Source organism: Ligilactobacillus sp. 110_WCHN, from assembly GCF_030518115.1.
In the GTDB taxonomy this organism is placed as follows: Bacteria; Bacillota; Bacilli; order Lactobacillales; family Lactobacillaceae; genus Ligilactobacillus; species Ligilactobacillus aviarius_C.
On the sequence record NZ_JAULLI010000030.1, the window covers coordinates 1 to 11471 of the forward strand.

General features: G+C 39.4%; 15 protein-coding genes and 1 riboswitch. Of the genes, 5 read left to right on the top strand and 10 right to left on the bottom strand.

From position 1 onward, the window contains the following. On the top strand, positions 1–236 hold a 236-nt coding region (locus Q3C15_RS08165), incomplete at its 5' end, for an HNH endonuclease signature motif containing protein (protein ID WP_302704917.1). A gap of 1 nt (position 237) precedes the next feature. Beyond that, complete coding sequence (locus tag Q3C15_RS08170) at positions 238–717, top strand: hypothetical protein (RefSeq protein WP_302704918.1); 480 nt, start codon at positions 238–240, stop codon at positions 715–717. Between the two features lie 522 nt (positions 718–1239). Here the strand turns inward: Q3C15_RS08170 and Q3C15_RS08175 are convergent. Continuing rightward, positions 1240–2085 carry a DUF4097 family beta strand repeat-containing protein gene (locus tag Q3C15_RS08175; RefSeq protein WP_302704920.1) on the bottom strand — a complete coding sequence of 282 codons (846 nt, stop codon included), beginning with the start codon at positions 2083–2085 and terminating at the stop codon, positions 1240–1242. A 109-nt stretch (positions 2086–2194) separates the two neighbouring features. Between Q3C15_RS08175 and Q3C15_RS08180 the strand changes: the two genes are divergently transcribed. Continuing rightward, the gene (locus Q3C15_RS08180; RefSeq protein ID WP_064215343.1) at positions 2195–3100 is read left to right on the top strand and encodes a proline-specific peptidase family protein; all 906 of its coding nucleotides are present in this window, start codon (positions 2195–2197) and stop codon (positions 3098–3100) included. A 151-nt stretch (positions 3101–3251) separates the two neighbouring features. Beyond that, positions 3252–5045 (top strand): polysaccharide biosynthesis protein, encoded by a 1794-nt coding sequence (locus Q3C15_RS08185; protein WP_302704922.1) that lies wholly within the window; start codon positions 3252–3254, stop codon positions 5043–5045. A gap of 43 nt (positions 5046–5088) precedes the next feature. Here Q3C15_RS08185 and Q3C15_RS08190 read toward each other — a convergent pair whose 3' ends face one another. Then, positions 5089–5970, bottom strand: a complete 882-nt coding sequence (locus tag Q3C15_RS08190; protein ID WP_283600881.1) for an ROK family protein — start codon at positions 5968–5970, stop codon at positions 5089–5091. A 160-nt stretch (positions 5971–6130) separates the two neighbouring features. Here Q3C15_RS08190 and Q3C15_RS08195 point away from each other — a divergent pair, with 160 nt between their 5' ends. Next, a complete protein-coding gene (locus Q3C15_RS08195) occupies positions 6131–6520 on the top strand; it encodes a VOC family protein (protein WP_302704923.1) in 390 nt (129 codons plus the stop codon). A gap of 34 nt (positions 6521–6554) precedes the next feature. Here Q3C15_RS08195 and Q3C15_RS08200 read toward each other — a convergent pair whose 3' ends face one another. The 8 genes from Q3C15_RS08200 to Q3C15_RS08235 form a co-directional block, all read right to left on the bottom strand. After that, entirely contained in the window at positions 6555–7310 is a 756-nt protein-coding gene (locus Q3C15_RS08200) for a 3-oxoacyl-ACP reductase (RefSeq protein WP_302704925.1), read from the bottom strand. Next, a complete protein-coding gene (locus tag Q3C15_RS08205) occupies positions 7310–7534 on the bottom strand; it encodes a DUF2829 domain-containing protein (RefSeq protein WP_057826998.1) in 225 nt (74 codons plus the stop codon). The genes Q3C15_RS08200 and Q3C15_RS08205 overlap by 1 nt, the downstream gene beginning before the upstream one ends. A 12-nt stretch (positions 7535–7546) precedes the next feature. Beyond that, on the bottom strand, positions 7547–8041 hold the full coding sequence (locus Q3C15_RS08210) for a QueT transporter family protein (protein ID WP_302704926.1): 495 nt from the start codon (positions 8039–8041) through the stop codon (positions 7547–7549). An 11-nt stretch (positions 8042–8052) separates the two neighbouring features. Then, positions 8053–8097, bottom strand: a riboswitch (PreQ1 riboswitch). A 55-nt stretch (positions 8098–8152) separates the two neighbouring features. Beyond that, positions 8153–9010 (bottom strand): DegV family protein, encoded by an 858-nt coding sequence (locus Q3C15_RS08215; RefSeq protein WP_283577547.1) that lies wholly within the window; start codon positions 9008–9010, stop codon positions 8153–8155. Positions 9011–9069: 59 nt separating this feature from the next. After that, positions 9070–9429: a fluoride efflux transporter CrcB gene (gene crcB, locus Q3C15_RS08220; protein WP_302704928.1), complete on the bottom strand. Its 360-nt coding sequence runs from the start codon at positions 9427–9429 to the stop codon at positions 9070–9072. Further along, positions 9429–9818 (bottom strand): CrcB family protein, encoded by a 390-nt coding sequence (locus Q3C15_RS08225; RefSeq protein WP_283577545.1) that lies wholly within the window; start codon positions 9816–9818, stop codon positions 9429–9431. The genes crcB and Q3C15_RS08225 overlap by 1 nt, the downstream gene beginning before the upstream one ends. Before the next feature lie 16 nt (positions 9819–9834). Beyond that, complete coding sequence (locus Q3C15_RS08230) at positions 9835–10161, bottom strand: co-chaperone YbbN (RefSeq protein ID WP_283600887.1); 327 nt, start codon at positions 10159–10161, stop codon at positions 9835–9837. A gap of 94 nt (positions 10162–10255) precedes the next feature. Next, positions 10256–11302, bottom strand: coding sequence for an LPXTG cell wall anchor domain-containing protein (locus Q3C15_RS08235; protein ID WP_302704929.1), 1047 nt, complete (start codon positions 11300–11302; stop codon positions 10256–10258). Positions 11303–11471: the final 169 nt, after the last annotated feature.

Here is an 11471-nt window from a genome sequence, read left to right on the forward strand (position 1 = left end):
TTCATACAGATTGGGCAAAACTTACTTTATCACCTACTTGGACAACCCAAGATAGATATTTATTCATTAAAGAATTTAGTGAAAAATATGGTAACCAATCAGCTGACTATTGGAACAATAATCAGGTTCACCATATTCGTCCGCGTATTTATGGTGGAACAAATGATTTTTCAAATCTAATGCCTGTTCCTGTTCAACAACACCAATTAATTACAACATGGTTTAGGAATTATTAATATGACAAAAATTAAACAAATTATTAATGGAATAAAAGACATTACTAAAGATGGAGCTACTCCGATTAATATCATTAATTTTGGTGGGATTATGAAATCTAATTTTTATTTTCATAATCCTATATCAAAAAAAGATTTGAGCAGTTTGAGTCAAAAAAAATTACCTGAAGAATATCTTAATTTTCTAGAAATTTCTAATGGGGCCATTCTGTTTGACAATGAATTTAAGGGGGTGCCTTTAGGGGCTGCATGTAAAATCTACTCATCGTCCAACCTTAAAATTACAGATCCAATACAAAAGATTCCCATTCTTTTATTACAAGATATAGGAGAAATGTTTATTGATCTCAACAGATATAAAAAAAATATGGAGTATCTTTCCTATCCCGGCATAGAAGCAGATAAGTACTTTAGTCTTTCATTTTGTGATTGGCTTGAGAAATATATTGTTTCTAGCGGAAATGAATTTTGGAAATGGTAATAATTATAATTAAAAATTATCATTTCAGATTCAATACTTCTAATGGGTATACTTTTTTGGTGCTGATGGAAATTGAGTTTCTCTATCAGTACCTTTTTCTTTTGCTCAGATAATGATAATTAGAGTACGAAAAATAAGAAGGTGTGACAAGACGTCAAAAAACGAACTGAGTGGTGACGCGAAGCTCGTTTGTTTTGGAACTCGATTATGTAGATATAGCAAAGAGGTTGCGATTTGTATCACAACCTCTTTGCTGTCAGCACGCGTTAACAAATAACTCTTTTTATTACTACTTTATCAATGAATTAAATGATCCATTGATTTTATATTTTGTCCCAAAATAATTCTACCTGTATTTGACGGATTTTATTTTTCGTAATTTTAAGGTTACCAATTAATGCATTAAGCTTTTCTTAAAAGAAAAGTCATTCTTAATACTAATATGAATATATTACGAAAACTTGATTAGCTTTAATCGTAATTGAAAGTAACAAAAAGGTCATAACTTTCATTACACCCTCTTTACTCTTTCGTAATTTCAATTTCCTTATTCACATCTAAGTGACCGGCACTTGTTAAGAATGATGCTCCGGCATGACCGCGTTCATGTTGGGGTAATCCTTCAACACTTGCTGGATTTTGAAGATCATTTCCGCGAATCGCTGCAATCGTAATCGTTGGGGCTTGAATTTGCCGCAGTGACAAATCACCGATATTGGTTGATAAGTTAAAATCACCGGTGGCCTTAAAACCGCGGACCCGCACATCTCCTTGACCCAGTGTGATTTTAGCATCGTTAAAGGTTACATCCCGCATCTTCAATCGGCCTTCAGCAAAAGCAGCGGTCATTGAATCTCCGCTTTGAAATTCATCAAATAAAATATCGCCAGTCCGGTTTTCAATTTTAGCATTTCCAAGCAGGATCTTCTTCATTACCAAGTTTCCGCTTTGAGCCTTCACATCTAAATTATCGATCGTTGAATCAGCCACCGTTAATGCTCCACTTCCAACAATCAGATTAATCGTTGACGTTTTAACGTTATCGATTGCCACGTCACCCTTAGTCACTTCCGCACTTAACTTTAAAAAGTCAGTCTGCGGAATGGTAACTTCTAGTCGGCTTTTACCAACTGAAAATTTAAAGGCAAATGTCTTTTTCAAAACATTCAAGCTGCTCTTTTCCGTTATCCGCAACGTATGCCCTTCCTGCTTCATTTCAAACCGATCATCGTCCTTTTGTTCACCATAATAAATGATACCGGCGTTTTCTGCTTGGCGGATAACCAAGTCTGTTCCGGTCAGATTAATCTCTAACCGGTTAAAGTCCTTCACATCAAAGACATGTGCAAATTGTTTCTTATCAAACACAAATATCACCCTCTCATTGATCATTCCTCTTCTAATATACTATAAGTTTGAGCATTTTCTAAAATTAGTGCTACAATTAAACTAATTTAGAGGAAATTAGGTGAAAAACATGCGTCAAGGAACTCATATTATTACACTTGATAACGGCTATCACATTTGGACTCACACTGAAGGTCAAGGCGACATCAAGTTGCTTTGCCTCCATGGCGGCCCTGGCGGTAACCACGAATATTGGGAAAACTTTGGAGAAGAACTTGCTGATCTCGGCGTTGAAGTTACAATGTATGATCAACTCGGTTCATTCTATTCTGACCAACCAGACTATTCAGACCCAAAGATTGCTGAAAAATACCTTACATACAATTACTACCTTGAAGAATTAGAAGAACTTCGGCAAAAGCTCAACTATGATAACTTCTACTTAATCGGTCAATCATGGGGCGGTGCTTTAGCAATGATGTACGCCCTTAAATACGGCCAACACTTAAAGGGCTTGATCATCTCATCAATGGTCGATAACATTGATGAATACCTCGAACACATCAACGCTCTTCGGGAAAAGACATTGACTCCTGAAGCCGTTGCTTACATGAAAGAATGCGAAGCTAAAAATGATCTTGATAACGCTCGTTATCAAGGCTACGTTGACGTTTTGAACCGGGAATACGTTGACCGCAAGCAACCAATGGCAATTCGTCACTTGATTCCAACAATGGCTACTCCGGTATACAACGCATTCCAAGGAAACAACGAATTCGTTGTAACTGGAAAGTTAAAGGAATGGGATATCCGCGACCGGATGAAAGACATCACAATGCCAACCTTATTGACATTCGGTGAACACGAAACAATGCCATTGAAGTCCGCTGAACGGATGGCCCGTGATATTCCACATGCTCGGTTAGAAACCACTCCTTACGGTGGCCACCACCACATGATCGACAATGCTCCTGTTTACTTCGCGCACTTAAAACGGTTCTTAAGTGACGTTGAAAACGGAACTTTTAATGATTAAGCAAGGTGTGACAAAACAATCAAAATAGCTAAGAGGTTGTGATTAATATCACGACCTCTTTTTTCATCTTTTCCTCTCACAATCAACTTTTAAAATTCAATTCAAAAGTGGTAAACTTGTTATGTTTAATTAGTATTGGAGAGAATTATATATGAAGAAAAAATTATTATCTGGAAGTTTTTGGATGATGATGGGGAGTATCCTTTCACGAGTCCTCGGAATCATCTATTTAATTCCCTGGTTAATGATGATGGGAAGCCTCGAACAGCGCAATGCTGCTCAAGCAATCTTTAATTCAGCGTATACTCCATACGCCCTTTTTCTTGTTTTAAGTCAATCAGGATTTCCATCTTCAATTGCCCGGCAAATTGCGGAATACAATAGTGAAAATAAATTTCGCAACAGTTTACGGGTCTTCAAGTATGGAATGATCGTAATGATTGGAATGGGGATGATTTCCGGGATCATTTTTTGGGTTGCCGCTCCTTGGATCGCGGCAACGAGTCCGGTTGTTTCCGTTCAAGCAACAACGGTTACGATTCGGTGCTGCGTTCCCGCGTTGGTAATTTTACCGCCAATGAGTTTAATTCGGGGATTCTTCCAAGGAAACCAAGACATGCAACCGTATGGTATTTCTCAATTATGGGAACAACTCATGCGGGTCATCTTTATCATCGCAACGACGTTTGTGATCATGGAAGTCTTCCACGGAAGTTTCTTAAAAGCTGTTAACTATAGTACATTTGCTGCCTTTGTCGGCGCAGTCTTCAGTTTGTTGTACTTAACGTATCACGGATTTAAAAAGCGCAATGAATACAAGGAAATGTACGAGCAAAGTCTGCCAGCAGACAATAATCACATTCCTTCAATTTTCAAAGCGATCATTCACGATGCCATTCCGTTCGTTGTTATCGGATCAGCAATCACGATTTTCCAATTTATCGATCAGATGACTTTCAAAACAATTGCGGTCGGAATGATGGATATGCCGCTGAAAACGGCGCGGGACCTCTTTACTTATTTCTCAGCCAACCCGAATAAGATCACCGCGGTCGTGATTTCATTAACAACGGCCATTTCCGAAACATCTTTGCCGCTGTTAGCACAAAAGCAAAGCCGTAAGGAAACCGGAACCGTTCTTTCGCAAAACATTGAATTAAACTTAGCATGTTTGATTCCAGCATCAATTTTGCTTTCGATTTTAGCCTGGGAAGTCAACGGCATCTTCTTTGATTTCCAAAAAATCGGTGCTCAATTAATGTCATTTGCATTGATCAACAGTATTATTTTGGCCCTTTTCATGAACTTCTTCACTGCCGTTCAATCAATGGGCTATCAACGCTATGCGATTAAGAAATTCGGTGTCGGGGTAATTTTAAAATTGGCCTTGCAGACCCCTGCAATTTACTTTTTCGGCGCATTCGGTCCAACATTGGCAACTTCAATTGCCTTTGGGCTGGTAACCTTAGACGTTTACTTAATGTTGCGGCGCAATTACATTCAAAAAGGGCAACTGCGCTATGCTGGTAAAATTCTTAAGATCAACGTTGTCTTATTGGCGATTACGTTTGTCATCAACAAGTTGATCAAAATCTTCTTCGTTCCAGAATCAAAGGTCACCGCATTCATTTACTGTGCAGTGCTTGCCGGCGGTTTTGGACTTGCATACCTTGCAATTTTGAAGAAAACTGGATTATTAGGAGTAATTTTTGGAACGGCCGAAGAAAACACTTCACCTGTTGAAGATGAAGGCATTCTCCTCGAACCGGCAACTGATTATGAAATTCAAAATGACGATCAACCAATTGATCAGCCATTTCCAACGGATTCAAGTCATGAATCAAATTCTTCATCGGCAGAACCAATTCCGCCGCGGAAACAAACGAAGCCTGCTAAAAAGAAGACTTCTGGTTGGTGGAATAAACCGAAAGGAAAACATTTTTAGATAATAAAAAACGAACTGATTTTTATCAGTTCGTTTTTTTTTACTATTTATTTGCTTTTTCGTCTTCTTCTTGGGCTAAAAGTAAGCATCCGGTGATCCCGGCATCATCGCCTAATGCACAGTGAACGATGTATTTATCCAAGTCAGGCGTCTTCAAATAGCCGTTCATTTGCTTCTTAAATGATTCACGCATCATTGGGAAAAGTTGTTCTTGCTTTGAAACTCCGCCACCAAAGATAATCATTTCTGGTGAAAGAACAACTGTCAGGTCCATGCAGGCTTGAGCAAGGTAATATGCTTCAATTTTCCAATCATGATCATCCTTTGGAATTTCATATGCCTTTACTCCATGGTGCCGAGCTTCAACTGCTGGACCCGCTGTCAATCCTTCAAGGCAATCCTTGTGATATGGGCAATGGCCTTCGTACTTGTCATCCGGGTGACGCCGCATGATCATGTGCCCCATTTCAGGATGACCGAAACCTTCAAGCAATTTACCGTTAACGACACCGCCGCCACCAACGCCGGTTCCGACAGTTAAGTAAACGCAACTGTCTAATCCTTTAGCAGCTCCGCGTTTTAACTCGCCGTATGCGGCAACGTTAACGTCCGTTGTCCATGCGTATGGAACGTCGAACCGTTTCTTCATTTCGCCAAGGAAATCGTAGTTTGCCCAGCCTTCCTTCGGCGTTGTTGTAATGTAACCATATGTATCTGAATTGCGGTTAACATCGATTGGGCCAAATGAACCAATTCCAATTGCATCACATGGGTTTTCTTCAAAGAACTTGAAAACTTCACTCATCGTTTCAGCAGGAACCGTTGTTGGAATTTTAACCCGCTTTAAAACGTTTAAATTTTCATCGCTGACAGCACAAACAAACTTTGTCCCGCCGGCTTCAATTGCACCATATCTCTTTGCCATATGCTTTCTCCTTATTTGTTATATTCACATTTATGATTATAAAACAAAAGCGCTTTAAAATAAACGCTTTCAAAATTATTAATCAATTTTTTAACGAATCAAGTTGCATTGTGTATAATATTATGTGATTAAATTTTTGTTCTAGAAAGGAGCACCCATTATGCGTGTTCGACGTCTTGATCATATTGTTTTAACGGTCAGCAACATTCCGCAAGCAACGCGGTTTTATCACGAAGTTTTCGACATGCCTGTCATTGAAGATCAAACCGATGAAAATGTCACTACATTACGGTGCGGTCACCAGTTGATTCGGCTTCAAAAGACCGACCGGCCAACCGAATTAAAAGCTGACCATCCAACAATTGGGGCGGCTGATTTATGCATCGTTGTCGGTGATGATATCAATGATGTTGAAAACCACCTTAAAAGTTACTTTGTAAACATCGTTGAAGGCCCTGAAAAGAAGATGGGATCCGAAGGCGAAATGACTTCAATTTACATTACTGATCCGGATAACAATTTAATTGAAATTACTTCATATAAAAAATAAAGTGGCTATTCCTGGAAATTCCAGGTTAGCCACTTTATTTTTCTAACCAGCCGCCATCGATTGGAACCGCTGTTCCGTGAATGTAATCAGCTCGCGGACTTGCTAAGAACATAGTCAACGCAGCAACTTCTTCTGGTTGAGCCCAACGCTTTGCTGGCGTTTGATCAGCAACCCACTTGGCCATCTTGCTATCGTCTTCTTCAAAGTCCTTTGCGTTCATTGGGGTTTCAATTGCCCCGGGAGCAATGCAATTTGCCCGAATTCCTTTAGCTGCGTAATCATAATCCAGTTGCTTTGTATAACCAATAATTCCAAATTTTGCGGCTGTATATGCAGCGCCGCCACCACCGGCAACCATGCCAGCGATCGATGCCATGTTAACGATCGTTCCGTGACCATTTTCAAGCATCTGCGGTAAAATCAGGTTCGTAATTCTGAAAATACTCTTCAAATTCGTATTGAAAATTTTGTCCCACTGGTCTTCGGTCGTTTCCAAAGTTGGGGCATAGCCGTCAAGGATTCCGACCGTATTGATCAAAATATCGATCTGATTGTTTTCAATAATCGGATTCAGCCAGGCTTCAATTTCTTGCGGATCACTCACATCACATTTCGTAAAGTTGAAGTTTCCGTGATCATTCAGCTCATATACTTGGCCGCCATTTTGAATATCGGCCCCGAAAACCTTGGCCCCGGCATCCAAAAATGCCTTGGCCTGCTCAAAACCGATTCCAGATGAAACACCCGTAATAACAACGATCTTTCCTTCAAATTCCGGATATAAGTTCATTAGTCAACCAACTTCCAATCTTCAGCTAAAACATCACACGAGGTCGGCATGAACTGTGACAATGCCGGTTCTTCCTTTGTCCGAATCATTAAATACGGGTTGATTGCTTCGCCATTTAAAGTATCGTTATTGACAACGAAAATATATTCTTCCGAACCGCCCCAACCTGTTCGAACGGCTTTCTTACCCTTTTTTAATTCTGGTAAAACTTCTTCAAATGTCATTTTGATCCTCCATTACTTTGTTAAATCAATTCGTTTGCTTAAAATTCCAAAAATTACCGCGCCAATTACCATTGAAATGAATTCACCAACTGCAACTGCTAGGTACGTTGGCCAAAACGGAAGGTGATTTACGAAATGTAATTCTAACGCAACCGTCCAAGTCATCAACGTACATACAACCACTGCAATTGCGAGCTTGCCGGCTGTTGATCTAACTCGCCGGCTTAAGAAATAACTCAAACTTGTCATTAAAAGCGTCCCCAAGGAACCAAAGATGATATCAACAATTCCAAGCGGTGAATTAAGATTGGCAATTGCGCATCCAATCGTTAATGCCCAAATATAACGCTTATTGAAAACGGCAAGGTTATTAAAAATTTCAGATAACCGAATCTGCATTGCACCGTAACTGATTGGCGACAATACAAGTGTCAATGCCGCGTAAAGCGCCGCAACGATTCCGGCTTTAGTTAGACTAACTAAAGACTGTTTCTTTTGATTATTCACAGGTATCAAACCTCTTTCTAGTTTTTTTAAGTGGGATTTTCGCGAACCACTCATGTTTTAGTATAAAAAAAATCAGCAATGATGACAAATTCATCATCCCTGATTTTAAGCCTAACCCCAACTGATGACGATCCCATCCGTTCCGATATGGGCAATCATCGAAAGATTCATTTCATATAATTTAATTTGGGCAGCCGGAAATGTGCGGTTGATCGCCTTAATCAACCGTGAAATCACTTGATCATTATGGCGGGTTCGAATTGCAGTAATTGTAATTTGAAGCTGCCCTGCCATTTCTTGATACGCCGGCATAATCATTCGCCGAATCGTCCGTGAAAGTTTGCTATGCTGCAGATAAGCACTCTGAACTTCAAGCTGTCCCTGCGGATTAAAGCGCATTAACGTCTGCGGACGAAAAATCGTCTTCTGAATCGGAAAGACTCCATTCTTAACGTATCCGGTAGTCGAAATATGCCGCAAATTCTTTAAAATCATCACGGTCCGATTGCTATTCCGAACCTCTTTTAAAATCGGCTCAATTGCATTCCAGTCTTTCCCTTGGGCAACCAATTTCGCCGCTAATACCGCTAAATTACCCTCTGCAACTCCCATTGAATACGAATCGACCAGATGAATGTTGATTTGATCATGGCGTTGCTGGTATGAGCGTAAATTGTTTCCTAAGCCGCTAATATCATTATCAAGGTAAACCCAGATAACATCTGTATAACCTTTATCGATCAATTCATTCAAAAATTCATCGATTGCTGTCACTGACACCTGACCGCACATTAAAAATGAATTTTTTTCACGAAGCATTGCCTTAACCTGTTGCCGATCATAGTCATACTTTTCGTAATACCGCTTGCCGTTCAACAATAACGGTAACGACAACGTTTTAATCGCTAATTTATGCTTGATTTGAGGAGCAATAATCGCCGCACTATCTGTTAGAATCGCAGTTTTCATTTCTTACCATCCAATTCACTAATCCTTCAATTCTAAACATCACTAACTATCTTACCATATTAACCAATCAAATGCTGGCCAAGTATAAACCCTAAAAAGGCAAAACTGATTCCAATTACATAGCTTAATATTCCATATAGAAATGCCATCTTATAATTATGATCGTCCAGCAATGCAAACAATTCCGTATTAAACGTTGAAAAGGTCGTGTAACCACCTAAAAAGCCGGTTCCAAGAATTGCGTATGGGAATGTCTTGAGTTTGATTCCAACAACGAATCCTAAAACAAGGGCTCCTGAAACATTTAAAAAGAACGTTGCTAATGGAAATGAGCCTTTAACATGTTCTTTGATCAGATTCGTTAAAAAATACCGAACACATGCTCCAGCGCTTGCTCCTAAACCTAACATCCAAATCATTAAAATTCACCCTTTTCCTTCTTCACCAGTCGGCTTGCTAAAATATAGCCGAGAGTTACACATAAAAAGCCGCCTAGGATACTAATACTTAAATAAACCATCGCATGAATTAAATGATGGGCGTTTACCAATTTCATGAAATCAACTGTAAATGACGAAAAGGTCGTAAATGCCCCAATAAACCCGGTTCCTAATCCGACATTCAACCATCCAGCAAGCAGGTCGCGTTCAATCACATAATACGTCAGAAAGGCTAACAAAAAGCATCCTGCCAAATTAGCAACGATCGTTCCGCTGCTTTGCCAAATCTTTCCTAAATAATACCTGCTGATTCCGCCAAAAAAGGCAAAGAAAGCAACGCTCAAATAGTTTTTTACCTTATCACTCATTTTAAAACTCTTCCTTTTAGTTTAGATATTGATCGATCTTTTGACGAAGATAATCTTCAAATGGTTTGAATGGCCGGTATCCCGTAATCTTCTCCTTGGCTTGACCATTAACAAATAAGATTTGGGTCGGGATATTTTGAATTCCAAATTGTTCTGCAAGTTCCCGGTATTGCCCAACATCAACCTTTGCAAACTTAATTTGATTACCGAATTGATCTTCAAGTTGTGCAAGAACCGGATCCAGCATCTTGCACGGTTGGCACCAATCGCCCCAAAAATCGAGCAAAACTAATCCGCTAGCTGTTTCTTCAGCAAAGTTTTGATCAGTGATCGTAACTGCCATTTTTCCACTTCCTTGAATTTTATAACGTATCTTCTTATTTTACTCTTCTTTCAAAAATATAAAAAGCCGGGAAATCCCGACCTTTTATCGTTTATTATTTATCGCTCTTTTTTCTAAAAGGAATCATTGCTCCCAAGCCAGCCAAGATCGCAGCCCCAATTGCTGTTAAGATTCCACGTTGTTCGCCCGTTGCCGGCAACTTCCGGTTATCAGTATTCGCTTTTGAAACATCTGACTGCTTTGCCCCTGTTTGTCCTTGAATAGCTGGATCATTTGATCTCCACTTACTGCTGTTTGATGATTTCAGTTGAATACTTGTATTACTTGAAGTATTCGATAACTTACTGCCTGAGATCTTGCTTGATGTGTTCTCAACATCTGAACTTTTTTTATTACTACTGCTTGATGATTTCAATTGGCTACTAGCACTACTTAAAGTACTTGACTGTTTGTTACTCGAAACCGTACTTGATGAACTTCCAATACTTGAACTTTGCTTACTACTTATTGAACTCATACTGCTTTCACTTGAAGCCTGAACCGCACTGGAACTCCCACTGGTTGCAACGCTTGAACTTCCATTTAAAGTACTGCTTGAAACTGAACTGCTTGCTTGCGCAGCATCAAATGCCTGCTTTGCTTGGTCATAAGCTTTTTGAGCAGTTGCCAGTTGTTGTTGCGCTGCACTTAAGTTTGCCTTCGCGGTTTGCTGTTGCTGCGCTAATGTTGAATGTTGAGCCTGAACATTTTTCAATTCAGTTTGCACTTGTTGAATTTGTTTCGCAATTTCAGCGCGTGGATCTGTTGTTCCGCTGTTGATACTGCTTGAATTACTATTTAAACTTGCTAATTTGTTATCAAGCTCTTCAAGCTGCTTATCTAATGCTTGCCACTTGCTACTATTAGCTTGAACCTGTTGATTAATTATATTTAATTGGCTTTGAGCTGTGCTCACCTTCGTTTGCGCAGCTTGTAAATTAGCCTTTGCTTGAGCTAACTGTCCTTGAAGGGAACTGCCGGATGTTTGGGTTGCTTGCTGATTGACCACAACCGTTGTCGCATTCACAGTCGGCACCAAGCTTCCCGCTACCAGCATTCCTGTCAAAGTTAATGAACATAAAAGATAGTTTCTCTTTTTCAAATTTTAACCTCCCAAAGTAATCTTACTCATTACTAATATTAATTAGTATTCGAATTTTAATAACCTATGCTTATTATTTTATCAAAAATCAACCGTCATTATTGGGAATTTAATTTTTAATAAGACTTATTTATAAACTTTTTAAACTTTAACCGTTCCAAAATCAAAG

Bases quoted from the DNA above. Each gene is read 5' to 3' on its own strand.
- Q3C15_RS08170 (WP_302704918.1), top strand. From the start codon at position 238: ATGACAAAAATTAAACAAATTATTAATGGAATAAAAGACATTACTAAA.
- Q3C15_RS08180 (WP_064215343.1), top strand. From the start codon at position 2,195: ATGCGTCAAGGAACTCATATTATTACACTTGATAACGGCTATCACATT.
- Q3C15_RS08185 (WP_302704922.1), top strand. From the start codon at position 3,252: ATGAAGAAAAAATTATTATCTGGAAGTTTTTGGATGATGATGGGGAGT.
- Q3C15_RS08190 (WP_283600881.1), bottom strand. From the start codon at position 5,970: ATGGCAAAGAGATATGGTGCAATTGAAGCCGGCGGGACAAAGTTTGTT.
- Q3C15_RS08195 (WP_302704923.1), top strand. From the start codon at position 6,131: ATGCGTGTTCGACGTCTTGATCATATTGTTTTAACGGTCAGCAACATT.
- Q3C15_RS08200 (WP_302704925.1), bottom strand. From the start codon at position 7,310: ATGAACTTATATCCGGAATTTGAAGGAAAGATCGTTGTTATTACGGGT.
- Q3C15_RS08205 (WP_057826998.1), bottom strand. From the start codon at position 7,534: ATGACATTTGAAGAAGTTTTACCAGAATTAAAAAAGGGTAAGAAAGCC.
- Q3C15_RS08215 (WP_283577547.1), bottom strand. From the start codon at position 9,010: ATGAAAACTGCGATTCTAACAGATAGTGCGGCGATTATTGCTCCTCAA.
- crcB (WP_302704928.1), bottom strand. From the start codon at position 9,429: ATGATTTGGATGTTAGGTTTAGGAGCAAGCGCTGGAGCATGTGTTCGG.
- Q3C15_RS08225 (WP_283577545.1), bottom strand. From the start codon at position 9,818: ATGAGTGATAAGGTAAAAAACTATTTGAGCGTTGCTTTCTTTGCCTTT.
- Q3C15_RS08230 (WP_283600887.1), bottom strand. From the start codon at position 10,161: ATGGCAGTTACGATCACTGATCAAAACTTTGCTGAAGAAACAGCTAGC.